At 46.0% G+C, this 25,088-nt stretch carries 26 protein-coding genes, 1 riboswitch and 1 other annotated feature; of the genes, 3 read left to right on the plus strand and 23 right to left on the minus strand.

Going from position 1 to position 25,088, the window contains the following annotated elements; genetic code table 11:
* Positions 1-22: 22 nt before the first annotated feature.
* The 3 genes from prsW to MKX36_RS14670 all read right to left on the minus strand — a co-directional run bounded on the left by prsW (position 23) and on the right by MKX36_RS14670 (position 1,991).
* On the minus strand, positions 23-718 hold the full coding sequence (gene prsW / locus MKX36_RS14660; protein ID WP_016822228.1) for a glutamic-type intramembrane protease PrsW: 696 nt from the start codon (positions 716-718) through the stop codon (positions 23-25).
* Between the two features lie 84 nt (positions 719-802).
* On the minus strand, positions 803-1,417 hold the full coding sequence (locus MKX36_RS14665) for a genetic competence negative regulator (RefSeq protein WP_016822229.1): 615 nt from the start codon (positions 1,415-1,417) through the stop codon (positions 803-805).
* A gap of 196 nt (positions 1,418-1,613) precedes the next feature.
* On the minus strand, positions 1,614-1,991 hold the full coding sequence (locus MKX36_RS14670) for a hypothetical protein (RefSeq protein WP_013371707.1): 378 nt from the start codon (positions 1,989-1,991) through the stop codon (positions 1,614-1,616).
* Between the two features lie 93 nt (positions 1,992-2,084).
* On the opposite strand from MKX36_RS14670, the gene MKX36_RS14675 reads away from it, so the two are divergent.
* Positions 2,085-3,011, plus strand: a complete 927-nt coding sequence (locus MKX36_RS14675; protein ID WP_103042496.1) for a polysaccharide deacetylase family protein — start codon at positions 2,085-2,087, stop codon at positions 3,009-3,011.
* Positions 3,012-3,160: 149 nt separating this feature from the next.
* On the opposite strand, the gene MKX36_RS14680 is transcribed toward MKX36_RS14675, so the two are convergent.
* Both MKX36_RS14680 and MKX36_RS14685 read right to left on the minus strand, forming a co-directional pair.
* Positions 3,161-3,502, minus strand: a complete 342-nt coding sequence (locus MKX36_RS14680; RefSeq protein ID WP_017427534.1) for a hypothetical protein — start codon at positions 3,500-3,502, stop codon at positions 3,161-3,163.
* Positions 3,499-4,086 (minus strand): type II CAAX endopeptidase family protein, encoded by a 588-nt coding sequence (locus MKX36_RS14685; protein WP_017427533.1) that lies wholly within the window; start codon positions 4,084-4,086, stop codon positions 3,499-3,501. The genes MKX36_RS14680 and MKX36_RS14685 overlap by 4 nt, the downstream gene beginning before the upstream one ends.
* A gap of 186 nt (positions 4,087-4,272) precedes the next feature.
* Positions 4,273-4,523: a binding site (T-box leader), on the plus strand.
* Between the two features lie 262 nt (positions 4,524-4,785).
* Between MKX36_RS14685 and serA the strand changes: the two genes are divergently transcribed.
* The gene (gene serA / locus MKX36_RS14690; RefSeq protein WP_017427532.1) at positions 4,786-6,378 is read left to right on the plus strand and encodes a phosphoglycerate dehydrogenase; all 1,593 of its coding nucleotides are present in this window, start codon (positions 4,786-4,788) and stop codon (positions 6,376-6,378) included.
* Between the two features lie 204 nt (positions 6,379-6,582).
* Here the strand turns inward: serA and MKX36_RS14695 are convergent, their stop codons facing one another.
* The 6 genes from MKX36_RS14695 to MKX36_RS14720 form a co-directional block, all read right to left on the minus strand.
* Complete coding sequence (locus MKX36_RS14695; RefSeq protein WP_044785215.1) at positions 6,583-8,037, minus strand: ATP-binding protein; 1,455 nt, start codon at positions 8,035-8,037, stop codon at positions 6,583-6,585.
* A gap of 1 nt (position 8,038) precedes the next feature.
* On the minus strand, positions 8,039-8,755 hold the full coding sequence (locus MKX36_RS14700) for a response regulator transcription factor (RefSeq protein ID WP_013371713.1): 717 nt from the start codon (positions 8,753-8,755) through the stop codon (positions 8,039-8,041).
* Positions 8,756-8,864: 109 nt separating this feature from the next.
* The gene (locus tag MKX36_RS14705) at positions 8,865-9,623 is read right to left on the minus strand and encodes a pseudouridine synthase (protein ID WP_013371714.1); all 759 of its coding nucleotides are present in this window, start codon (positions 9,621-9,623) and stop codon (positions 8,865-8,867) included.
* A gap of 78 nt (positions 9,624-9,701) precedes the next feature.
* The gene (locus MKX36_RS14710; RefSeq protein ID WP_277507022.1) at positions 9,702-10,232 is read right to left on the minus strand and encodes a spore maturation protein; all 531 of its coding nucleotides are present in this window, start codon (positions 10,230-10,232) and stop codon (positions 9,702-9,704) included.
* A gap of 7 nt (positions 10,233-10,239) precedes the next feature.
* Positions 10,240-10,983, minus strand: coding sequence for a nucleoside recognition domain-containing protein (locus tag MKX36_RS14715; protein WP_340864949.1), 744 nt, complete (start codon positions 10,981-10,983; stop codon positions 10,240-10,242).
* 63 nt (positions 10,984-11,046) lie between these two features.
* Positions 11,047-12,309, minus strand: coding sequence for a D-alanyl-D-alanine carboxypeptidase family protein (locus tag MKX36_RS14720; protein WP_340864950.1), 1,263 nt, complete (start codon positions 12,307-12,309; stop codon positions 11,047-11,049).
* Between the two features lie 213 nt (positions 12,310-12,522).
* On the opposite strand from MKX36_RS14720, the gene MKX36_RS14725 reads away from it, so the two are divergent.
* Positions 12,523-13,245 (plus strand): protein-glutamine gamma-glutamyltransferase, encoded by a 723-nt coding sequence (locus MKX36_RS14725; RefSeq protein WP_340864951.1) that lies wholly within the window; start codon positions 12,523-12,525, stop codon positions 13,243-13,245.
* 90 nt (positions 13,246-13,335) lie between these two features.
* Here the strand turns inward: MKX36_RS14725 and ytfJ are convergent, their stop codons facing one another.
* The 12 genes from ytfJ to lysA form a co-directional block, all read right to left on the minus strand.
* On the minus strand, positions 13,336-13,824 hold the full coding sequence (gene ytfJ, locus MKX36_RS14730; RefSeq protein WP_016822238.1) for a GerW family sporulation protein: 489 nt from the start codon (positions 13,822-13,824) through the stop codon (positions 13,336-13,338).
* A 98-nt stretch (positions 13,825-13,922) separates the two neighbouring features.
* On the minus strand, positions 13,923-14,636 hold the full coding sequence (locus tag MKX36_RS14735) for a DUF2953 domain-containing protein (protein WP_340864952.1): 714 nt from the start codon (positions 14,634-14,636) through the stop codon (positions 13,923-13,925).
* 152 nt (positions 14,637-14,788) lie between these two features.
* Entirely contained in the window at positions 14,789-15,397 is a 609-nt protein-coding gene (scpB, locus tag MKX36_RS14740; protein ID WP_016822240.1) for an SMC-Scp complex subunit ScpB, read from the minus strand.
* The gene (locus tag MKX36_RS14745) at positions 15,366-16,160 is read right to left on the minus strand and encodes a segregation and condensation protein A (RefSeq protein ID WP_017427525.1); all 795 of its coding nucleotides are present in this window, start codon (positions 16,158-16,160) and stop codon (positions 15,366-15,368) included. The genes scpB and MKX36_RS14745 overlap by 32 nt, the downstream gene beginning before the upstream one ends.
* A gap of 173 nt (positions 16,161-16,333) precedes the next feature.
* Complete coding sequence (gene ribH / locus MKX36_RS14750; protein WP_044785220.1) at positions 16,334-16,798, minus strand: 6,7-dimethyl-8-ribityllumazine synthase; 465 nt, start codon at positions 16,796-16,798, stop codon at positions 16,334-16,336.
* 29 nt (positions 16,799-16,827) lie between these two features.
* Positions 16,828-17,511 carry a 3,4-dihydroxy-2-butanone-4-phosphate synthase gene (gene ribB / locus MKX36_RS14755; protein WP_340864953.1) on the minus strand — a complete coding sequence of 228 codons (684 nt, stop codon included), beginning with the start codon at positions 17,509-17,511 and terminating at the stop codon, positions 16,828-16,830.
* 74 nt (positions 17,512-17,585) lie between these two features.
* Positions 17,586-18,251, minus strand: a complete 666-nt coding sequence (ribE, locus tag MKX36_RS14760; protein WP_340864954.1) for a riboflavin synthase — start codon at positions 18,249-18,251, stop codon at positions 17,586-17,588.
* A gap of 330 nt (positions 18,252-18,581) precedes the next feature.
* Positions 18,582-18,754, minus strand: a riboswitch (FMN riboswitch).
* Between the two features lie 68 nt (positions 18,755-18,822).
* Positions 18,823-19,290, minus strand: coding sequence for an IDEAL domain-containing protein (locus tag MKX36_RS14765; RefSeq protein WP_016822245.1), 468 nt, complete (start codon positions 19,288-19,290; stop codon positions 18,823-18,825).
* 219 nt (positions 19,291-19,509) lie between these two features.
* The gene (locus MKX36_RS14770; RefSeq protein WP_340864955.1) at positions 19,510-21,798 is read right to left on the minus strand and encodes a thiamine pyrophosphate-dependent enzyme; all 2,289 of its coding nucleotides are present in this window, start codon (positions 21,796-21,798) and stop codon (positions 19,510-19,512) included.
* On the minus strand, positions 21,798-22,811 hold the full coding sequence (locus MKX36_RS14775; protein WP_017427522.1) for a 2-oxoacid:acceptor oxidoreductase family protein: 1,014 nt from the start codon (positions 22,809-22,811) through the stop codon (positions 21,798-21,800). Before MKX36_RS14775 ends, MKX36_RS14770 begins: the two co-directional genes overlap by 1 nt.
* Before the next feature lie 255 nt (positions 22,812-23,066).
* Positions 23,067-23,501 carry a peptidylprolyl isomerase gene (locus MKX36_RS14780; protein ID WP_013310775.1) on the minus strand — a complete coding sequence of 145 codons (435 nt, stop codon included), beginning with the start codon at positions 23,499-23,501 and terminating at the stop codon, positions 23,067-23,069.
* Positions 23,502-23,663: 162 nt separating this feature from the next.
* Positions 23,664-25,031: a diaminopimelate decarboxylase gene (gene lysA, locus MKX36_RS14785; protein WP_016822250.1), complete on the minus strand. Its 1,368-nt coding sequence runs from the start codon at positions 25,029-25,031 to the stop codon at positions 23,664-23,666.
* Positions 25,032-25,088: the final 57 nt, after the last annotated feature.

Here is a 25,088-nt window from a genome sequence, read left to right on the forward strand (position 1 = left end):
CAGATCAGTGTGTCCCATTTCGTTACATATTAACCTTTTCCTCCCGTTTTAACATTCGAAAAGGAGAACGGTTATTCGCTCGACTGATTTTTGCCATCCCTCCATACCATAGAAATGCCATCAGCGGAATGATAAACCAGATCCAGTCGTGTGAAAATTTCGTCAAAATTAAATCATACACTCCATGCCAAAACCATGGAAGCACTAATGACAGAAGCAGCATATATTTACTCTTCAGGTCTTTCGAAAACTTGGCTTTCCCCATATAGTAGCCCATCATAACGCCAAACATCGCATGACCGGATACCGGTAGCAACGATCTCATTAACATCATGCTGATCGAAGCATGCCCCGCCCAGGCATATAACAGATTTTCAACTGTGGCAAACCCGAGTGAGACTGCGGCTGCATACAATATACCATCATAAGGCTCGTCGAACTCCGTATGGTTATAGATGATGTGATACAGCAGGAACCATTTAAAAAACTCTTCCACTCCAGCGGAAATACCGAACACCTGAATTAAAGTGTCATCTCCTAGCCAAAGCAGCAACCCACGTTGAAAAATCATGACCGGAAGCACCACCAAAAAACCGAGCAAAAATACTTTAATAACCATGTGCAGAGGCTCCGAATCATATCGATCCTTTAAGTAAAAATACATCAATAAGGCGAGACCCGGCGCTGTAGCTGCCGCTAAAACAGAAAACAGAAGCACCGATCATCCCTCCATAAAAATGAGTCGGCTCTGCTTTCAGCGCAGAGCCGACAAATTAACTTCATTATCACTTTCTAAACCAAATCAAGAACGGCTGTCAAAATGGGTGCAGATGACAGCAACTGCCTGTTCAGGAATGATCAGCTTTCCATACTCTTCCAGCATAGCTGGTGTTACGGATGAACCTTCTCCAAATTCAGCCAGAATCGCGATTAAGGCCGCAAGCTTGGACTCTTCTACTTCTTCTGGCTCCAAATGCAAAATCCATTTTCCTCTATAATGATACAGCTTACCTGCTTCCGTAGTGTTGCTGCGGAGCATATGAGCCGCTTCTATGAGTACTTCGAAATCGCTAAACGCGTAAACGATGGAATCACTGTGCTCCATTGTGACTTCCATTTCGTAGACTTCCTCTGGAAGCTCCTCATCGGGACCCGAACCGTACTGCTGGTGATCGTATTTTCCCCGAGTGACGATAACAACCATTCCCTGAGCAGGAAGCGCAAAGACTTCTACAGCTAACGGTCCCGTGGCGTCGAAGCCCAGTTCGCTGTATGCCTGATCCATCATTTCAGTAAACAGCTCATGAACTCTTGGAATTTCTTGCCACATATCATCTTTTTGGATACCCCGTTCGCTCAAATCGTCAAAGGTAAGGAAAATCCGTATCTTGTCCTGACTTAATCTTTCTATTTTCATACTGGACCCTCCTCCTGGCAGCCGAGTGTTATTAGCAGATTATGATTCAAATATGATGCCTGTGATGAAAATGGTTCTATGTAATCATGTTATCATTTTATAATCGTAAATGCACGAATAAAAATGATAAAAAAAAGAATCATTTGAACGGCTTTAACAAAAAAGCCGCAAAATGATTCGGAATAGAGGTTTCGGGTTACAATCCCGGTACGGCTGTATGAGTTTCTTTCAGTATTTGCTCGACCTCACGTTTAACATCGGGACTTGTGCTAATAAACTCTTTAATCAACTTCATATTCTCTTCTTTGCTCTTGGCAGTTTGGGCGTTATGAACGGTTTTATCTGCTTGTGAACGATGATCATGATCCTTGTGGGTGTCTTGTGTATTCAGCGCAATATCACCCATGCCTGGAAATGCGGCGTCCATCATTTTTGTACGAGCTTTCTGTACCAAATTTCCGCCTTTTTTTCCGCCCATGTCCATGGATAAGCCCAACGCATTGCGGTTACGAGAGATCAGAGAGCTTGCGACAGCCCCCAAGACGATTCCCAGGAAAAATGAAGATGTTTTCACAATTAGAACCTCCCTTTGTGGTAGAATCAAGCATAGTGTTCGTCAGCAGAGACAAACTCATACGGTATAAATACAGGAAGGTGAGATGAATTAATGGGTACAAAAACAGCAGCCATTTTGCTAACAGCATGTCTGCTGCTTAGTGCTTGCACTGCGACGAAGCCGGAGTCTGCGGATTCCAGTAACCATCAGGATTCAGTAACTTCTGATTTAAGTAACAGTGCCAAAGATCAGAGCAGTAAATCTTCCCCCAAAGGAAGCAGCAAGCAAGCAGACAATGATGAGCAAAAATCAGTGAGTACAACAAATACACAAAATGACAAAACCGCCGTTAAGAGCAACGAGACTACAGTTCCAACAACTGCGGTTACCACTAACAAGATGTATCACTTGGACAAAGCTTACAATGTTATTCCTAATCAACAAGGTGTCGAAAAAAAAGTGGTATTGCTGACCTTTGATGATGGCCCGAAGGAAGCGGTCATGATTAACAAAATCATAGATATATTGGATAAGCACAAAGCAAAAGCGATTTTCTTCGTAAACGGTTATCGTGTAAAAGAACATCCTGAGTTACTCAAGCTTATCCATGACCGTGGACAGCCCATTGGCAACCATAGCTGGGACCACATCGTTCTCAAGAACAAGTCTGAGGCTGAGGTTAAAAAACAGATTGAAACAGTACAAAAAATCGTTAAAGACACTACAGGCCAAGCCCCCGTATTCTTCCGTCCGCCTCATGGTGCTGGTGGAGACGTAGGTCGCAAGGTTGCTAAGGAAAATGGGCTCTTGTATATGACATGGTCCGTAGGCTCTCTGGACTGGACCATGAAAAAAAACCAACCTCATAAAACGGAGACACTTCTCAAAAATGTAACAGAACAACTTCATCCAGGTAGCAATATTTTGATGCATGAACTGCCATGGACAGCGGAGGCACTGGACAGTCTATTGACGCGCCTTGAGCAGAAGGGCTATCAATTTGTCGATCCACAAAGCATTGAGATTCCTACCAGTTAATTATCACTTGCTCATAGGTCAAATGTAGATGATGTAAAATAAATGATGTAAAAAAGCCCCCCTCTCCGCATATTTTGTGGGAGTTGGAGGCTTTTTTAGCATAATATTGCACGCACGTACTAGACGCAAGCTATCACAATGCCTTTATATCACCAAAGCATTTCACTAATGGGTGGTGCACCCTTAATTCCCCACCATAGTAGTGCTGCTGTAATAAGCACAAAAAGAGTGCTTAAAAAATTCAAAAACCACTTACTCACCCGAATACGACGGGACGGAAACATCTCTGTCCGTGTTCGGTACTCACTGGCAGGAGTGTCCTCCTCCATTGTCACAGCAACTTCTGGTGCAGCGGCAACGTCTGCCAATTCTGGCATGGGCCGTGAAGCACGGGAGCGAACCGGTTTCGGCTTTGGCCTGTCCTCCTCCTTGCCTTTGCGGCCATTTCGGCGGCTACCATAAGTCTGCACTCTGCTAAGTTCCTGATTCATTCTTCATACCTCCGAAAACGTAACGCTAAGCCAGATATAAGGTCAATCACAAAATGACAAATGATCGGTGCCCACAGGCTGCCTGTCTGCACGTATATATATCCCAATCCATAACTGCTAAGGAAAACCCAACCCGTGGGAATCCAGTGCCGTAAATATCGGATATGAATAACCGCAAACAAAATGCTTGTCCAATAAGGACCAAAGCTGTACTGAATCGCACCTCTAAACAAAAGTTCCTCACAGATGGAAACGATAGCAGCTATACAAATAATATGCCAAACCGGTCGATTTTGAAACAGCATTTGGTTAATACCACCGTCATCCATGGCATCCTCAGGCATGATCCGAGACAGCAGCAAATCTACTAATAGCATAGCGGCTGCCAAACCCAATCCCCACCATAAGACATGTAGCGTGTTGGGCAATGCAAACAGTTCAAACACATTTCTTTTCTGAAATATAATCCAGATTACGCCAATCAGCAGGGTCAGCCCCTGAGTTAGATACAAATTGTAAAGCAGCAAGCGGTCATTCAATTGATGAATTTGCGCTCTTTTCCATTTCACTTTAAGCTTTTTCATAGTTAGTTAGTCCTCTGCTTAGTCTTCTTTAGCATCATAGCCAAAAAGTCGGGCGGATTCAAGAAGACTTAAATCTTAATTTTTCCGCATTCTGTAGCTATGTTTCTAGTCGTCCATCCACACATGCCGCATGTCCTATTGACATGCCCATGTAAGCCATGATACATTATGAAAAAATTATTAGCGACAACAACAATGATGGAGAAAAGGTATTGATTTCGTCCTCAGAGAACCGGTGTTTGGGTGGAAGCCGGTGGCGAAGTAACTACTTTCAGCGCTCCTGAGTTATTGCATCGAGGTCTAGGGAATCATTTTCCGACATTAGATGCAATCGGCAGAAAACCGTTATCCTTTCGGTCATTATATGACCGCTGAAGGCAGTCCATTGCGAAATGGCTGCGAATTAGGGTGGTACCACGATAACTCTCGTCCCTTACTATGGAGATAGTATGTGATTCGGGAGTTTTTTTGATGCCCGAAAACCGTAAAGCAACTCCACATAAGGCCTTTGGTTATCAGTTTGGTGCAAAATACTATTTTATTCCTTTTCTGCGTCAATGCGTTATCACACTAGTATTTAGACCGCTCTCCTGTACTTTTTAGAAGCATTTCAAGTTTTTTTCATGTTCTTTATGGAATGTATTTCAGTTCGAAGTACATCCTGTCCATAAAAGAAGTTAACTTTGAGGAGGAAACCAAATGTTTAAAGTGTTAGTATCCGATCCAATCAGTGACCTGGGCATTCAGCAGCTGATGGATGCAGACGATGTCACGGTGGACAAGAACACAGGTCTCAGTGAGGATGAATTGGTTCAAATTATTGGTGACTATGACGCATTACTCGTCCGAAGCCAAACCCGGGTAACCGAACGCATCATGGCGGCAGGTAAAAACCTCAAGGTTGTCGGACGTGCCGGGGTCGGCGTGGACAACATCGACCTTGAAGCAGCAACACAACGCGGGATTATCGTTATTAATGCTCCTGACGGCAATACAATTACGACATGTGAACACACTTTTGCCATGATGATGGCACTGGCTCGCCATATTCCACAGGCTTACGCTAAAACCATCGGTGGTACATGGGATCGTAAAACATTCCTCGGTGTCGAACTACGTAACAAAACACTTGGAGTTCTCGGCATGGGACGTATCGGCAGTGAGGTGGCTAAACGCGCCAAAGCATTTGGCATGAGCATCCTTGGTTATGATCCGTTTCTGACTGAAGAACGTGCTGAGAAGCTGGGCATCAAGCTGGCCAGCGTGGACGAAATTATCCGCAACGCAGATTTCATGACCGTACACACGCCATTAACACCAGAAACCAAGCATATGATTGCTCGTCCGCAGTTTGAAGTGATGAAAAAAGGAATGCGCATCATCAACTGTGCCCGAGGCGGAGTTATCGATGAAATGGCTCTTGTTGAAGCCATCGATGAAGGTATCGTTGCCGGTGCAGCCTTTGACGTATTCGAGTCGGAACCACCAGCACCGGATCATCCGTTCCTGAGCCATCCAAAAATTATCGTTACACCACATCTGGGTGCATCGACCGTCGAAGCTCAGGAGAACGTGGCGATCGACGTGTCTGAGCAGGTGCTGCATATTTTACGTGATGAGCCGTTTAAAAATGCGGTCAACATGCCTCCAGTACCATCCAATGTCATGACGCAATTGCAGCCATATTTCTCGCTTGGAGAGAAGCTGGGCAGCTTTGCAGCCCAGATCACCAATCAGGCTGTACGTGAAATTCAGGTAGATTATGCTGGCGATTTGTCTTCTGTGGATACACAGCCGCTCACACGTTATATTTTGAAAGGTGTACTTAGCCGTCATCTGGGCAGCGATGTGAACATCGTGAACTCTGTGCATCTTGCCAAAACACGTGACGTTCATCTCATCGTCTCTCAGGCGCCTGCCACCAAGGGTTTCACCAACCTGATTACCGTTACGCTCAAAACACAAAGCGGCGAAGAGCAACGTGTTTCCGGTACCCTGCTAGCAGGCTATGGTGAACGTATTGTTCGATTGAACCAGTTCCCGGTAGATGTCGCACCGGAGGCTCATTTCCTGCTTATCTCACACAATGATAAACCCGGCATTATCGGCCGTGTCGGCACCTTGCTTGGGGAGAACAGCGTCAACATTGCTTCTATGCAAGTAGGTCGTAAAATTGTTGGCGGTGAAGCCATCATGATCCTGACCGTTGACAAAGCTGTGCCTAAAGACGTGCTGATTCAACTCGTAGGCTTACCAGAACTGAATACTGCCCAAGAAGTAGTACTGGATTAGTTCCAGTCAGTGTTGAAAAATTCCTTGGTTTTATTTATAAAGAGAGGCGCCGGCTACCGAGGCGCCTTTTCTTATACCCTTATCTAACATAGAAGCAACCACCTTGAAACAGAATGTTCCACGTTGAACAAGATAAATGTTGATTTTTCAACAAAAAGCACCCTCTTCCGAGGATGCCTGCAAACTGGGATATATGAGCCGTCGTTATAAGCTTGTTACAGAGCCCAGCCTTGTTTTATTGGAGATCGGCAACAAAATAGTAAATTCCGTCCCTTCTCCCAGTACGCTAGAAGCTGAGACAGAGCCTCCGTGAGCCTCTACGATGTTTCTAACAATAGCAAGCCCCAGCCCAGTCCCTTTGTCTTCACCACGTACTCTGGCTTTGTCTGCCTTGTAGAAGCGGTCAAAAATATAAGGTAGATCCTCACTGGCAATGCCCACACCTTCATCCTTAATCCGAATGCGGATTAACTCATTCCGTTCTCCCAGAATTTGATCCGCCGCAATGGTAACTTTTTTCCCAGAGGGCGTATGTCTGAACGCATTATCCAGTAAATTGGTCAACACCTGCTCCAGTCTGTCTTCATCTGCCTCAGGCAACACTAAGCGTTGACCTGGCTCATAATAATCGAGTGTCAGTCCTCGTTCCTTGGAACGAACCGTAAATTTCCGGTGAACACGCTCGATCAGTTCATTCATATCCACTTCCTGACGGTACATATCTGTATGACCTGCCTCCATTCGGGCCAAGTCGAGCAGATCCTTGACTAACCTTCCCATACGTAATGATTCATCATGGATGACCTGTACTAGCTCCTCGGACTCTTCCGGTGAACCTGCCATGCCGTCCAGCAAAGCCTCACTGTATCCCTGCATCATAGATAAGGGTGTACGGATTTCATGGGATACGTTGGCTACAAAATCACTGCGCATCTTCTCAAGTTTTACTTCTTCCGTAATATCTCTAAGTACAGCTACTGCACCACGAATAGCGTTATCTGTATACAGCGGCGCCATTTGCACTGACCACGAGCCTTTCTTGACATGGATGTAGTCTCCGACATCCTCGCCTCTGTCCATAACCGTATGGAACAAAGGCAGCAAAGGCTCAGGCACAGAAGCTCCGAATTCCTCCAGATCACGTTCCTGCCACTCCAGCTTTTTCCAAATATCCAGCAAACTTTGTGCAGGCGGATTCGTCAAGATGATTTGTCCACTTCTGTCGAAGGTAATTACGGCATCAGACATACTTCGCAGTACACTGGATAAATGGTTTTTCTCCTCATTCAGACTGCGGATCGTCGCTTCCAGTTCCGTAGACATATGGTTAAAAGTTTTCGCCAGCTCTCCAATCTCATCGCTGGTCACCAGCGAAAGCCGAGTATCATACCTTCCCTCACGGATGGCATTCGCCGCCTGAATCAACAGCTGCATAGGCTGTGTGATTTTAGTAAAAAGAAATAGAGCAAAAAAGGTCGTCAATAAAAATCCGACGATACATGTATAGGTGAATAAATGCTTGATTTCCGTCGATTCATGCGCCGCAAAATTTCTATTGATATATGGCAATAAAAAAAGCCCCAGAAAAATAAGCACAGAACCTACAAGACAAATGATGGTGATCCACAGCTTGCCTACCAGCGATCTCCAGAAGTTCACGTTATTTTGGAACCTCCAGCTTATAACCTACGCCCCATACGGTCGTAATCATAGCCGCTGCCTCTGGCGATACCTTATTCAGCTTTTCACGAAGCCGTTTCACATGCGTATCCACAGTGCGGAGATCACCAAAGAATTCGTAATTCCAAACATCTTTCAGCAGTTCTTCGCGTGAGAAGACTTTATCTGGCGACACCGCCAAATAATGCAATAGCTCGTACTCTTTAGGCGTTAGACTGATTTCAATTCCGCCTGCAGTTACCCGGTGTGCATCATGCTCAATAATAAGATTTGGAAAAACAATACTATTGCTTGGCACAGCCTCTTTCGTTAAAAAAGCCGTCTCCGACGATCGTCTTAAAATTGCCTTTACCCGGTAAATGACCTCTCGCGGGCTGAAGGGCTTGACCACATAATCATCAGCTCCAACTTCGAAGCCTTGCACGCGGTTCACTTCCTCACCTTTGGCTGTCAGCATGATCACAGGCGTAGATTTGGTTTGACGTAGACGTGTACACACTTCAATCCCGTCCATACCCGGAAGCATCACATCGAGCAAAATAATACTGTAATCGCTTGCAGTCGCTTTTTGGAGAGCAATCTCACCATCCTCAGCTTCTTCAATTTCGTATCCTTCTTTTTCCAGATACATCCGCAGAAGGCGGCGAATGCGTTCTTCATCATCTACAATTAATATGCGGTTGCTTTGTTCTGACATATTCCCAGCCCCTTCGCTAAAAAAAGCATTCTCTCTATTTTACTATTTTCCCGTGCTTGGTCAAACTTTACTCTCATCCAACAGCCTCTTTACACCAAAAAGGCCGGGGTTATGACCCCCGTCCTGTCCGTTTCTTTTTCGTGTTGTCTGATTTGGCAAGTTGAATGAGACGGTTGATTTCGTCCTTGGTTAGGGGTCTGGTGAGACCACGCTTCAAGTTTTGCAGCAATAGATCCCCAAAGGCAATCCGCTTGAGTCTGATAACTGGGTGCGAAATGGCCTCAAACATCCGTCTTACCTGGCGATTTCTGCCTTCATAAATGGTAATCTGGATCACAGATTCCTTACCGTCCGGATCTACATCCTTATATTCTACCTCGGCCGGTGCAGTAATGCCATCCTCCAGCACGATTCCTTTTTTCAGCTTATCCAGCTCAGTACCGTGCGGAACGCCTTTGACTGTAGCCACATACGTCTTCGGCACATGATGCTTGGGATGGGTGAGCAGATTGGCGAACTCTCCGTCATTGGTAAGCAACAGCAACCCTTCAGTGTCGTAATCGAGACGACCGACCGGATATACGCGTTCCTTGACGCCTTTCAGATAGTCAGACACAATTTTGCGACCTTCCGGATCGGAAGCGCTTGTAATGACCCCTTTGGGTTTGTTCATCATCAAATAGATTTTTTTCTCAGTTTTGATCGGGCGTCCCTTTACTGTAATCATATCTTGATCAGGGTCTGCTTTCGTTCCCAGCTCAGTTACGGTAACCCCGTTAACTTCCACACTGCCCGCCTGAATAAGCTCCTCACATTTACGTCTGGAAGCTACACCGGCTTGGGCCAATATTTTCTGCAATCTTTCCATGTTCGCTAATTCACCTCATGCTAATGATACCCATCCATGAGCAAAATCACAACCCCCGTTCAAAAAACGATGCAAAATTCAAAATACAAGCAAACAAATGGCAATAGCCGCCACAAAACCAACCACATCTGAAAATAGTCCCACTTTCAACGCATATCGTCCATTGCGGATACCTACCGCACCAAAGTATACAGTTAATACATACAGCGTCGTATCTGTGCTGCCCTGAATCGTTGAAGCAATCCGACCGATCATGGAATCGGGACCATAAGTGCGAATTAAATCCGTCGTGAACGCGAGTGAACCCGTGCCCGTCAATGGACGGAGCAAACCTAAAGGCAGCACCTCGCCAGGTACGCCCCAGTTTTTAATCCACGGGGTTACCCAGGATATTACATAGTCCAAAGCGCCGGATGCTCGAAAAATGCTAATCGCCACCATCATGCCTACAAGATGAGGAATAATGCTGATGGCGGTAGAAAAGCCGTCTTTGGCTCCATCTACAAAAGAATCGTAGACAGGGACCTTTTTGGCATATGCATATAAAGGAATAAAAGCGAGAATAACCGGGATGGCCCAAGTCGATACGAGGTTAATAATATTCAGCATGCCTCCCTCATCCTTTCCAAGTGGTGTCCCTGCCCTTGGTAGCTGTGATTCCCGTTCGCGGTACGGCAGGTGAAGATACGGGCGGTACATGTGAAGAAACCACAGATGTTGGTGCAGGCGAGGTACGTGGCGCCAAGGAAGTCTGGGACGGCGGATTCGCTGGAGGACGGCGACGCAATTCTCGACTACGATACCAACGATCTGCCGCAATGGCGGCAAAGGTAGCTAATGCGGTCGCCACCAGTGTCGTTCCGACGATTTCAGCCGGGTGTGCGGAGTGAAAATTTAGCCGAATGGCGATCAACGTTGTTGGAATAAGCGTAATGCTGGCTGTATTCAGCGCGAGCAGCGTACACATGGCGGGTGTAGCGGTTTGCTTATCAGGATTGAGTGTTTGTAACTCTTGCATCGCCTTGATCCCCATTGGTGTTGCTGCATTCCCCAGTCCGAGTAGATTGGCGCTCATATTGGACAAAATGTACCCCATAGCGGGATGATTACGAGGAACATCAGGAAAGAGAAAGGCGACCAAAGGAGAAAGCAGCTTAGATATTTTCTGTAAGAGCCCACCGTCTTCAGCCAGCCGCATCATACCCATCCAGAATACCAGCACACTTATCAGTCCAAAGCATACTGTAACACCCGTAGTTGCCCCGTCAAAAGCTGCCTTCGTCACCACCTCTATATTCCCCTGTGCGGCTGCAAATACAAATCCTATACAAATCAAAGCCACCCATATGAGATGAATCATGACTGATTCCCCCTTTTCCCAATGATGTGACACCGCAGCTTTATAACATCAAGCCTACTTGCCTTATGCTCCGAACAGATTTTCAAGAATTTCATTCCATTTGCTCGTCCAACCTCGTTGTTGAGTATGGTTTGCAGGAACTTGTGCAGTCGGAGCCTCCTGCTGTGGCTGCACAGTAGTTTGAGCAGGCAGCTTACTACCTTTTTCATATACAGGAACGGAACCGATCAATTTACCTTCCAGTAAAAATTCGATCCGTCCTCGTAAACCAAAAGACACGTCAGCTCTATCTGCCGAAGCGGAATTTTTAAACAATACCAGTCTTTTGTGCAATTGAGTCTTCTCCCCCTCATGTAAAGGATAAGAAAAACTCGCACCTGTCAAGAGGGGGTAACCCTCAATAGGCTGCTGCTTGTCCGTAATCGGAATGAGGGGATAATAGCGGAAGCCGTAATCAAGCATACGGGCATGATCATTCCAATCGTCCCCGTCATTCAAGGTAACAGCAGCCAGCTGACGCCCCTCGCGTGTGGCCGAGCTGACCAGACAGCGAAACGCTTTTTTAGTATAGCCTGTTTTTACACCGTCAGCTCCCTCATACAGCCGCAGCATTTTGTTTTTATTATGCCATGAGTAGTCCCAGGAATCGTTGGGGTTCGGTGCTTTTTTCAGTTCTGTTTTTACGATACGGGCAAAAGTTGGATTATGCAGCGCATAAGCGGTGAGCCGGGCCATATCGTTGGCTGAGGAATAATGTCCGTCGGCATCCAGCCCATGAGGATTAGCAAAATGTGTATGGTTTAGCCCAAGCTGAACCGCCTTGTCATTCATTAAATGGACAAATCCCTCTTCTGTTCCACCCACATGCTCGGCAATGGCAGAAGCTGCATCATTACCAGAACGGAGCATTAAGCCATACAGCATATTTTCCAGCGTCATTTGTTCACCCATCTGCAAAAAAAGCGATGATCCTTCTTTGGCATACGCCGTTGAACTCACCTTTACTCGGTCCTGCAAGCGTCCATGTTCAATGGCTACAATCGCAGTCATAATTTTGGTTAGGCTAGCTATACGGAGCTCCCGGTCACCTTCGGCTGAATATATGATCCGTCCTGAAGTGACATCAATTAAAGAAGCAGCCTGGGCATGAGTTCCTAACGTGGGCGGTGTTGCTTCTGTTCTCATTGCTCCCAGAACAGGCTGTGGACTCAGCAATGTAAGCGGCAATGACAAAATAAGCATAAGCGCTAGCGGCAAAACAAATGCGCGTGCCTTATTCTTATAATGGATGTGGTCCGCATGGATATGTTGTTTTTTTTTAAACATTTGGATTCCTCCGGTTTTGAGCAAGTCTTGTACCATTCTATGTCCAAGCTGTTCAAAGTATGTCCACCTTTATAACAGAAAATTCCTTATACAGGACAGTCATTAGCCGCTCCTGTTTTGCTTTCTTTCTACGTTAATCAAGCAACTTGCAATCCTGAACACATATAATATTAGTTACTAACGTTAAATATGAAATCGAGGGGGGGTTACAACATGCAGCGATTACAGTTTGAAATGATTTTAAGATCGCGGATTGTAGAGTCCGCACAAGCATTACATCAAAGTGGTGTATCCTTTGCCACTTTTGCTACCGCGCGTTGCAACCCGCAATTTTGGGAGTTAACGGAAAAAGGCGGTTTTCGGATCAAAGCAGGTGTTACTCCCGCGCAGGGGATCAGAGATATCTTTATAAATGGTCAACAATACGCTTTTGAATGTGCAACAGCAATGGTTATTGTGTTGTACAAAGGAGTACTGGATTCCATTCTAGAAAGTGAGTTTAATCAGATTTTTGCAGATATGCTGTTGTATGATTGGCACTATGACAGTGATCTCAGGCTTATACAACAGCAAGGCAGCCATAAAGCAGTTCCTGGGGACATCCTGTATTTCAACAATCCAGATGTGTCGTCAGATTCATTGGAATGGAAGGGAGAAAATGTCGTCAAATTGAAGGAAGATTCATTCTATGGACATGGGATTGGCATCTTGCCGGCTCAAGGTATTATTGATTCTCTTAATCGACATCGTCGCCCCGATGCCACGGTATCTGCTTATTTGACAAATGAAGTGATCTACCCTGACTTCGTTTACCTATCACAGTTCGCACCCGAAGAAAACCGAGAAAATGAACTATCAGTGAATACATTTTATTACCAAGAATTCAGTCACTGTATACATGCTATCATTGGCGGAAGGCAGTATATTCAGGAATAGGGTCGAGTGCATACTAAAAAGAAGGTATTCCTAGGCCGCGCTCGGCTTGGGGATACCTTCTTAAGAGAACACTTTTAATTTCAATAACTTTTACAAGTAAGCCGGTCCAGATTGACTTTGATCCGTATTAGCATTTGCAGGTACCTGTGGAGGTGGAGTCTGCATGTTGCTGCCTGAATTCTGGAAAATAGACTGCACCTTATCAATCAGGTATGGTGTGGAGTCGATGATTTTCTCAAACAGATGCGTTTGATTGTCCAACGGAACGATTTGTGCTCCCTGTTTGCCGACAACTAGAAAGGCAATGGGATGAATAGATACACCACCCCCGCTACCGCCACCAAAAGGATGTACTTCCTTCCCACTATGATTACCCGATGAGGAAGTATGAAGCGACTCTTCATCTACGTTAAAATCACTTCCGCCGGCTGCGAAGCCAAATCCTACCTTACTGATTGGCAAAATAACGGAACCATCGGGTGTTTCCACTGCGTCTCCCACAATCGTATTCACGTCCACCATGGCCTTGATGTTCTCCATCGCGGTTTGCATGAGCCCTTGAATCGGATGATCTGACATGTTTTATTCCTCCTCTGCTTATCTCAAGCGTAGACTGCTTTTCTTTCGCTATTGTGCGCAAAGGTTCAGGAAATATGTATGTCAATCCTCTACACTGTTTATTCTTTACTGTTGGCTTGATGATTCTCAGGAGCTTTGGAAATAACCCGCTTCCATGCCTCTATGCCTCCCGGAACGCGCCATATGCGGAAAGATAATCTGAGCATGGAAAAGATTAAATAACCGAACGATATTTTTGCTTCACAATTCAAGATGGTAGTAAAACGTAGCCGGTCCACCCAATAAGGCACCACAAACACCTTTGGGGTACATTCCATGCGCACAATGCTGGAGGCAAAACCGATCAAGGTCGTTTTTAATCCCCACAACATACCAGTTGAGGTCGCTGTATAAGCTGCGTCAGCCAGACTAATATTGGTAGACCACTCCATTTTCGACACTGTTACATGGGCCAATGTATGTCTCAGCCATCGCTGTAAGGATTGTGTACCCTTGAGCAAAACCCGTATATCATGTATAAATTGCTTGATTTTTTCGGTATCAATATTTCCGCTATCCACAGAAGCATCCGTTTTATGTATATTTTTATTGCGGTCAAGCCGATAGAGAAGCCCTTTTTTCAAACCTGTGATGAGAATGGCTGGAATATCGTAATCCATTTTGATCAACCCGTATAGAAATCTGATCTCTAGATGCGCCCGATCATCATTGTCATGCTTGGCAATTTCCAGCTTCAATCGAATACGAGAGAGCAGAATAGCCAGTACAATGAATATAACGATGATGATGGCGATACTGATCCATTTCCACACTGGCGAGTCCTCCCTACCCTTTTGCTATAGAATATCATGGCAAAAATAGTATGACCTTTCAGCGGAAAATCATGCATCTTAAAATGCTAAACAGCCAGCCCTCAATGACGTAAGGACTGGCTGGCTTTTGAATTTTTTTGTTTTTTTTGAATTTAAGATTCCGGATCCGAATCGTTCTCCGCAGGCTGGCTACTCTCCAGACGCTCGAACAATAGCTGTGTCTCTTCTTCTAAATTGTCTGAATCCTCGAACTGCTCCGGTTGCGGTAGATCTTCAAGAGATCCTAGACCGAAATAATCCAAAAATGATTTCGTTGTTCCGTACAATATTGGTCGTCCGATGGCCTCAGCTCGACCTTTCTCTTCAATGAGCTCCTTGTTGACCAGTGTATGTATGGCCCGCTCGGATTTGACACCTCGAATCTCTTCGATTTCAACTCTTGTAATGGGCTGGCGGTAGGCCACAATGGCCAGTGTCTCCAAAGCAGCTTGAGACAATGAGGCACGTGCCGGAGAGTAGGCGAGCTTTTCAAAATAAGGTGCATGTTCGGATAAAGTTGCAAGCTGATAATGACCAGCAATACGGACAAGCTGCAGGCCTCTTCCTCCTTGCTCCATATCCTGTTTCATATCCTCCAGACACTTTTCAACCAGCTCTTGCTGCTGTTCTACAATGTCGGCGATCTGCTTGGTGGACAACCCTTCCTCTCCCGCGAGAAACAGCAGCCCCTCAATAATTGATTTCAGCTTCAGATAATCCATTAACCCGTAAATCCCCTCTCCACTCCATTACAATATCATCGAAAAGCTTCTCCTGATAACAGAAGATTTGCTTCATTTTCATCAATTCAAGTATAGCCAAAAAGGTTACAACCACCTCATGCCGATACATATCCTCATGCATCAGCTTGGAGAACAGCAGCCGTCCTCCATTCCCCACCTTCTCTAACGCCCCGATAACTTGCCGGATACGGTCCTTGACTGAAATTTCGTCCCGATGAACACGGGTTACCGTCGTACGTCGTTCAGCTTTGCGCAATGCACGCTGAAAGGCCGCGACCAAATCGCTCGCATGCAGCCCATGCACCGGATTTGCGGGTTCGGTTGGCAGGAATGCGCTCAAATCTTCCGGCTCCTTGCCATAAATCAGACTACGTTCCCACTCCCGTTCGCTCAGATGGCGAGCAATCCCTTTGTATTTACGATACTCCACCAGCTTGCGAACCAGTTCCTCGCGTGGATCATAGTCTTCTTCTTCATAAAAATCCAAATCGTCATATTCCATCACAGGTGGCTTGGGAAGCAACAATTTACTCTTAATGGACAAGAGCGTCGCCGCCATCACTAGAAACTCGCTTGTAATGTCCAGCTCCAGCTCCTGCATACTGTGCAAAAAAGCCATGTACTGATCAGTAATATCGCTAATCGGGATATCCTGAATGTCGATCTCGGCTTTATCAATCAGATGCAACAGTAGATCCAGTGGACCCTCGAATGTTTCCAGCTTGTAATTTACGACTGTCAATGTGCTTCCCCCTGCCTTACTCCAATCATCATTCAACAATACCTTTCCCCATTAGCACTTATGCTCTACGTTATCAATCCCTCTTTCTGTAGTATATACGTCATCGCCTTGCTTAACAATCTAATCCCTTTTCCACTTTGCAGTTTATGCCGTTCTTTCAGCCATTTATATCATTAGAACTGCTTACCGAGATTGGCCATTTCAATCGCAGCCAGCGCAGAATCCCAACCTTTATTACCAGCCTTTGTACCTGCCCGTTCTATGGCCTGCTCAATATTTTCCGTAGTCACTACACCAAAAATAATAGGGATACCCGTTTTCAGACTGCTTGCCGCCACACCCTTGGCAACTTCATTGCAGACGATATCATAGTGTGAAGTAGAACCACGGATAACCGTGCCAAGCGTAATGACAGCATCATACTTTCCACTTGCGGCCATTTTTTGTGCAATAAGCGAAATTTCAAATGCACCCGGCACCCACGCTACATCAATTTCATCTTCCTGTGCACCATGTCGTTGAAGTGCATCAAGTGCACCGCTCAACAATTTGCTTGTAATAAATTCATTAAATCTGCCCACCACAATACCATACTTCAAACCATTCGATACGAGATTACCTTCCAGAAAACGTGCCATGCTTATCAACCTCTCTTTTTTAAAATTATTTACAATGACAAACGACGACGGTAGTCGATTAAATGCTGAATGCTAATCAGCTTCAATTGATGTCGCTTGGCGATCACGACCAAATCAGGTAAGCGGGCCATCGAACCATCTTCCTTTATAATTTCGCAAATGACCCCGGCAGGCTTAAAGCCGCTGAGTCGGGCCAGATCGACAGCCGCTTCAGTATGACCGGCACGCTGCAAGACCCCACCATCGCGAGCAATTAGCGGGAACATGTGACCAGGTTTGCGAAAATCGCTTCCCATGATTGCTTCGTCGGCTAAGGCACGAACAGTCAAAGAGCGCTCGGCCGCTGAAATCCCCGTTGTTGTCTTCATATGATCTACCGATACCGTAAAGGCGGTACCGTGAAAATCTGTGTTTTGCTCTACCATAGGATGCAATTCCAATGCCTTGGCTCGGTGCTGTGTGATCGGCACACAGACCAATCCGCGACCTTCTGTAATCATGAAATTGATCACCTCGGGCGATGCTTTTTCAGCCAAAGCGATAAAGTCGCCTTCATTTTCCCGCTGTTCATCATCCACTACAATAACGACTTTGCCGTTCTTTAAATCCTCCAATGCTTCTTCGATGGAATCCAATCGAATCTCTTCGTCGTGGTGCAACTCATCCTGCTCCATGATGTTTGTCGTTGCACTTGTTTGGATGCCTCTATCCATAACCCTCTCCTCCTTATGTCTTGTGTCACGAATGCTCCTGAACCAATTTTTCTATTATTCTGTAACAGGCTGTATCAGGCAAAGCCGTGTTTCGCCAAATAGTCCAAACTAAGTGGGGCTTGATCGGCTCTCTCCATCGACGCTGAACCTCTGTAATGTAAAAGTTGCTCCACATATTTGCCCAATATATCGCATTCAATATTCACGGTATCTCCCTCACGTTTGGCTTTTAAGGCCGTTTCGGCTAAGGTGTGGGGTATAATAGATACAGCAAAGCTATTTCTCGTCCGCTGCGCGACTGTGAGGCTGATACCATCAATTGTAATTGACCCTTTGAGAAGAACATATTTAAATAATGCTTGATCAGAAGGCTCAACTTCGAACACTACCGCATTCTGCTCTGATGTCACTCCGCGAATCGTACCCGTCCCGTCCACATGTCCCTGTACGATATGTCCTCCGAATCTTCCACTCGCCGCCATCGCCCGCTCCAAATTGACTCGACTGCCGGATCTGAGTTCCCTTAGATTACTGCTGCGAAAAGTCTCAGGCATCACATCAACCTTAAAATCTTTAGTACCAATCTGTATTGCCGTCAGGCAAACACCATTCACCGAGACACTGTCGCCTATTTTCAAATCGTCCAATACCACAGAACCCGAAATACCCAGCACCATCGCTTCACCACTTTTGGATATACTTTGAATGCGACCCACTTCCTCGACCAATCCGGTAAACATACTTTCACTCCTTTCCACTACATTTCAGTTTATCCCTAATTCATCAGCTGTAAGCGCAAATAACCCCCAGTCAGGATTCAATCCGTCATGGGGGTGATGAGAGTCACATATGTAGTATACAAGCGCAGTTCATACATGTATTAAAATGACATGAAATCATAGGTCTGCCAAAAGAAAGCATGATGACAATACAGCCAATTACGCTCAGAACACTATCGAAAAGAAAGCTTAATAAAAGCTGTCGTCCGATGCTGTCCTACAACGAAATAAGCCGTACTTACTTTTACGTATGCTAAAAATTGGCACATGTCACGTCATGCACATGCGCTTCGTATCCTTCTCCCATCCAGACTATACTGTCGGTCCCGGAATTGCACCAGGTCCACCTTCTGCTGATTGTTCAGCATCCGGGTCACGGACTAAGCCATGCTGTGTTCTCAGAAGCGATTCACAAACATGTCATCACCGCCGGTGGGGAATTTCGCCCCGCCCCGAAGGATCTTGCTCTTATTTAATTGAATTAACATTAAACTTGTTACGTATATTAGCACCGACTTCTAAAAAAAGCAAATTATCTAATCGAAGCTCCTGCTTTGCTTTTGACATATTGAGTGGAGAGTTCCTCAAACCAGGTTTTATCATTCATATGAAGCGCCAGGTCAATCAGATCGGCCAGTTCGTCGACTCCAAGCTGCGTATCATGATCAAAGGTAATGACAGCTGAAGCAACAGGTCCTCGCTCTCCCTCAGAACATGCTTCATAATCCAGTCTTACATCCACATGCCCATCAATAAACTCGCATTTTAGAAAATAAATAATTTCACACATTAAAATAGGGCGCACTTGTGTTTCTAACACGCAATCCATCACCTTGGCAGAATAATGCTGGTTCGTCAGCGTGAATTTGTGTTCTGTTGCCGCCAGCGATGCCCGTCCAAAATCATCCGTAAACTTGAGTTCCACTGGCGTGATGTTCATAACCTTGGGGATTTGCTTCTTTATAATTTCAATTATTTCAACTGTGTTCAGCTTAATCATTACCTGCACCTCATTGCATCTTAAAATTCAGAAGAAGACTTTATAACATACCTTCTATAGGCCTCCACTCCTATATCGGAAATCATTACCTGTTTTTTTATGCTTCAACCCATAAACGCAAAAAAAGATTCCTGGCGCAGCAAGCGCTAGGAATCTCAATCGAACCGGTGCCGAAACAGCGGCTAACAATGTTACACGATTATTATGCAAAAAACAGAATTATAACTCCGAAATTTCATGTTTCTTTTTCAGGATAGTCCAGCGACGCTCAATCTCCTGCTCAAAGGTAGCCAGCGTTGCTTCCTCTTTGAGAAGATGCTTCGTTTTACCCATTAATTTTAGCCATTCTGCGGCTGGAACCCGTTTTCCCTTGTCTTCCGGATTGTACGTAATCGTCGTGCTCCCTTGCTCGATTTCGTACAAAGGAAAGAAGCAAGACTCGACTGCGGCGCCCACGATGCTAGTACCCAATCTGTCTTCGGATTTCCAGTTGAGTGGGCAGGCGCACAGAATTTTACCATATGCCGTACCCACGTTGTTGGCGTACCATTGAGCCTTGGCGGCTTTGCGCAGCATATCCTGCGGATGACTTTCGGCTGCTGTAAAGGCATACGGGATGTTACAGGCGGCCATAATTTGCACAGTATCCTTATGATGCCCTTGTTTCCCTTTTTGCATTTTCCCTACACCCGACGTACTCGTCATATGCCCCATTGGAGTGGAGTACGATTGCTGAGAGCCTGTATTCATGTATCCCTCGTTATCATATTCCAGCATGATCAGTTTATGGTTACGCAGAGCCGCACCAATCGCAGAACCCATACCAATATCCATCCCGCCGTCACCACTGATCATGATAAAGGTCGGATCATCCGACATCTCAATTTCATTACGTCGCTTCATCTCCATGTAAGCTTCCAGCGCTCCTGAAAGGGTAGCGGCCCCGTTTTGAAAAAGATTATGGATCATCGGTTGCTTGTGTGATGTGTATGGGTACCCTGTCGTCACCACATATACGCAGCCAGTCTGGAACAGTACAACAATGTCGCCTTCAATCCCTTTAAAAAACAGTTCTAGTGCAGACAAGGCTCCACAACCAGGACAAGCCCCATGACCCGGAGTAAGACGGCGTGGTTTGGTTGTTAACGAACGCAGAGGTGGTACCTTGACTTTGAGCTTCCCGGTTGCCTCGTCCGGCGTAACCTGAATCAGACCCGTACGGTATGCATTGCCACGTGGTGGCTGCATGACTTGCGGCATCACCTTGTCCGCTGAACCCGGATTAATCCCGTAATAATCAAAGGGCTTCTCCGCTCGTCCAGCCTCTGCCGCCTCAATCGCAAGCTGGAAGAACGCCTCTGCATCTTCCGCATAAAAATCCTTTCCTCCCAAGCCAAAGATACGGCTCAATACGAGGGTTTGATTCAGTGGGTCCTCCTGCAACGCCGCCTTAATTTCGTGCGTCAAATTACCGCCATCTGATCCGTACGAATCTGCACGTTCACCCACCAACAACGCCTTGACATGGCGCAACGCCTCCCGCAGTTGTGCGGCTGGAAACGGCCGGATAATATTCGGACGAATCACACCAGCTTTAATGCCACGCGCACGGAGTTGATCCGCCACATCCTTGGCCGATTCAGCCGCCGAATTCAGCAGAAATACCGCAACCTCAGCATCCTCCATATGATACAGGTCCAAAATCGGATATTCCCGACCGGATAAAGCAGCATATTCTGCTGCTACCTGCTCATATACTCCTTCTGAAAGCCTCAACGCTTCGGACAGTTGAACGTGATTATTCGTCAGGTCATCACCGTTCATATGCGCACCCACAGTGACAGGATGATCAAAATCCGTAATATTCGGATAATTCAGGTTCGGATTGGGGCCTACAAAATCGCGCACGGTCTCTGCATCGGCAAAATATTGCACTTTACGTTTTTGATGAGATGTATAAAAACCGTCGTATGCGACCATTACAGGCAACCGTACATCGCTATGCTCTGCGATTTTCAGGGCTATGATGTTCATATCATACACAGCCTGCGGCGTACTTGCCGTCAAAATGACCCAGCCTGTATTCAAACCATAATACAGGTCCGAATGATCCCCCCGAATATCCAAGGGACCACTGACAGCTCTTGTCACCAGGTTCATAACCATAGGGAAACGGGTACCTGACTGAACAGGCAACTGCTCCAGCATGTACAGGAAACCTTGCGAACTGGTGGCGTTCACAACCCGCGCTCCAGCTGCCGCAGCTCCATAACAAATCCCTGCCGATCCGTGTTCTCCATCGGCTGCAACCAGTTTAATATTATGCTGACCACGCGTTTTCATTTGATCCAGATACTGCGCTACCTCGGTCGATGGAGTGATCGGGAAATATCCCATCATATGATAATTGATCTGCGCAGCCGCCGTAGCTGCCATTTCATTACCGGATTCGAACGTTGTCACTTGTGCGGCGCCCGTCTGTTTGAGTTCCTCCTCCAGTTTTGCCATTACGCACGCCCTCCTTCATATACCGGAAATTGGTGGGCAACACGATGCTGCTCCGCCCAGCCCCATTGCTCGCGACGCGAGCTTAACGCCCCCGATGGGCAAATATCTACACATTTCAGACATCCTTTGCAATACTGGTAATCAATCCCTTGCAAAAACGGCATCATTCTTCCGCGTTTGTCTGCTTGCTCTTCCCATACAAAACAGTAATCCGGGCAGATCGAATCACACTTGGCACAATGGGTACATTTATCAGCTTCATATTCAGGCACATAACCCTGACGTGAACCACTAACATCTCTCGTCATACTGTTTCCCTGAGTCGCAATAACGCCTCCCAGTAATTGCGTTTCGTACCCCAGCAAAGGCTGCGGACGTTCAAAAACCCGATCCTGCGCGTCATCCGTAACCGGATATACGTGTAGTTCCATTTCCTCAAATCCACGGTTAAACGTACGCAGATTAGGTTCTACCAACTGTGGATTTTTCTTTTCAAAGGTACTGCGTATAACCGATCTCATTGCTTCCGGATCTAAGAAATCACAGACACGGAACAAGGCCCCCAGCATGGACGTATTCAATTTGGTTCGCTCTTCCAGTGCGATCCCCATTGCATCGACCACTGCTAATGTACCGGATACCAGTCCCAAATCAGCCCGTATTTCTTCTGCCGGACGTGTGGAATTGACCACTACAATCCCATCCGCTGGCAGTCCGCTGATCACATTTACCGTTTTGTATAATGTTTCATGGAAAATGCCTACCACATGCGGTTGCTCAATCGGACTGTGATCCCGAATATCCACCTCCGGCTCACAAAAGCGAACAAAGCTTTTAACCGGACTTCCCTTCTTTTCCGAACCATAGGATGAGAAATTTGAAGCATTCAGCCCTAGACCAAGCACCCCGGTTTCGGCTAACATTTTGCCAGCCAGATTAGCGCCGAGTCCACCAATGGATTCCAGCCGGATTTCAAAAAATCCGAGTCGATTTGTGCGCGTTAAAATAGACAATGTGATAAGCCCCCTTCTTTTCCAACTCTTACTGAGCTTGAATACTCATATAAAATAAATGGAAAATGCATTCTTATGAAAAGGCTATCACAACACTTACTTTTCGAATGTGATCTTACGCACTGTAATACCTACGTGATTGTAAAAATCAGCAAACCGTCAAACAAAAGACAACAAAAGCCGCTCTGTCCAAAGACAGAACGGCTTAGATGCAACGCTATTTAAAGGAATTCATATCATACATGTAATCGTAAATTACACGTCAAATACTTTAACCTCTTTCATTTTGTCGCCTTGTTTTACAGCATCAATGAATTCCATACCTTTGGTTACTTTACCAAATACAGTATGTACTCCATCTAAATGCGGCTGTGGAGCGTAGCAAATAAAGAATTGGCTACCACCTGTGTTGCGACCTGCATGAGCCATGGACAGAACGCCTTTGGCATGCTTGGTTGTATTCGTAGCTGTTTCACAGTCAATGGTGTAGCCAGGACCGCCTGTACCATTACCGATCGGACAACCACCTTGAGCAACAAAGCCCGGGATGACGCGGTGGAAGCTCAATCCGTTATAGTAACCGCTGTTTGCCAGCTTTTCAAAGTTAGCAACGGTGTTTGGAGCTTCTTCTGGGAAAAAGTCAATTTCGACGATACCGCCGTTTTCAAGATCTATTCTACCTTTTTTCATTGTTTGTATCTCCTTTTCAACCTGTTTTGAGAACTAAATAACATCAAGTTCCAGTTTACTATGAATTGGCGCGCTTAGCAAAGCCTTGTCCAAAAAAAGGGGCCATTGTCCCCGGTCTATGATTACCGACGCAATGGCCTGCTTGATTTTAGAATTCCACAATCAGGACGAAACCGTAATCTTGGCATTGGGCTGAACCACTGAGCTGGCTTGATCACGAACCAAGCGCTGTGGCAAAACATCGTTGCGAACAATATCCTCGTAGGTTTCCCGACGCACTACCAGCTCAGCCTCACCGTTGTTGACAAATACAACTGCTGGTCGGCGTATCCGGTTATAATTGCTCGCCATGGAGTAATTATAAGCTCCGGTTGAGGCTACAGCGAGCAAGTCTCCGCTATTCGGGCGAGGCAGTTCTACATCCCAAATAAGCATATCGCCGCTCTCACAGCATTTGCCTGCAATAGACACTGTTTCTTCGTTCGCATCTTGTGCTCGATTAGCCAGCATCGCTTCATACTTGGCCTGATACAGTGCAGGACGTGGATTATCTGTCATTCCGCCGTCTACAGAAACATATTTACGAACCTGCGGAATATCCTTGATGCTTCCTACCGTATACAAGGTTGTACCTGAATCACCTACAATACTTCGTCCCGGCTCTATCCAAATTTCTGGAAGCTCATCGTAAAGTCCTGAAAAATGAGTTTTCACCGCTTCGCCGATAGCCTGTACATAGGTGGATAGTTTCAGCGGTGTGTCCTCCTCTGTATAACGGATGCCAAATCCACCACCAAGATTAATCACCTTGAAGGAAAACTGAAGCTGCTCCTTAATCTCTCTGCAAAAAGCTGCGACCCGCTCGGCAGCCATTTGGAAGCCATTGACTTCGAAGATTTGCGAACCGATATGAGAATGTACTCCCAGCAGATTAAGATGATCCAGCTTGATAGCCTGTTCCACCGCTTGACGGGCTGTACCATTCGCAATGTCAAAGCCAAATTTTGAATCTTCTTGACCTGTGGCCATATATTCATGCGTATGCGCTTCAACCCCCGGCGTAACCCGCAGTAAAATATTGACCTGTTGTCCTTTTTCAGAGGCGAGAGCCTGTAACAAATGCAATTCCATCTTGCTATCAACGACGAAGCACCCAATGTGCGCCTCTAACGCCATTTCAATTTCTTCCGGCGTCTTGTTATTGCCATGAAAATGGATTCGTTCTGCCGGGAATCCTGCTTGCAGCGCTGTGAACAGCTCTCCGCTGGAAACAACGTCAAGCGACATTCCTTCTTCAGCAGCTAAAGCGCACATGGCCATAACACAAAATGCTTTGCTTGCATAAGCCACTTGAAACTTTAAACCGGTCTCACGAAATGCTTCTATAAATTCCCGGCAACGCCGGCGGACTAACTGTTCGTCTACAATATATAGCGGCGTGCCAAAACGCTCTTTCAAAAGCGTGGTATCACATCCACCAATCTCCAAATGTCCATTGCTGTTAATTTTACTGCTTCCATGCAAATACATGTTCTGGCGCCTCTCTTTCTGGAACAAGCTAGTCATATTCCATCGAATGTTTACACC

Source organism: Paenibacillus sp. FSL W8-0439, assembly GCF_038008995.1.
GTDB lineage: Bacteria > Bacillota > Bacilli > Paenibacillales > Paenibacillaceae > Paenibacillus > Paenibacillus polymyxa.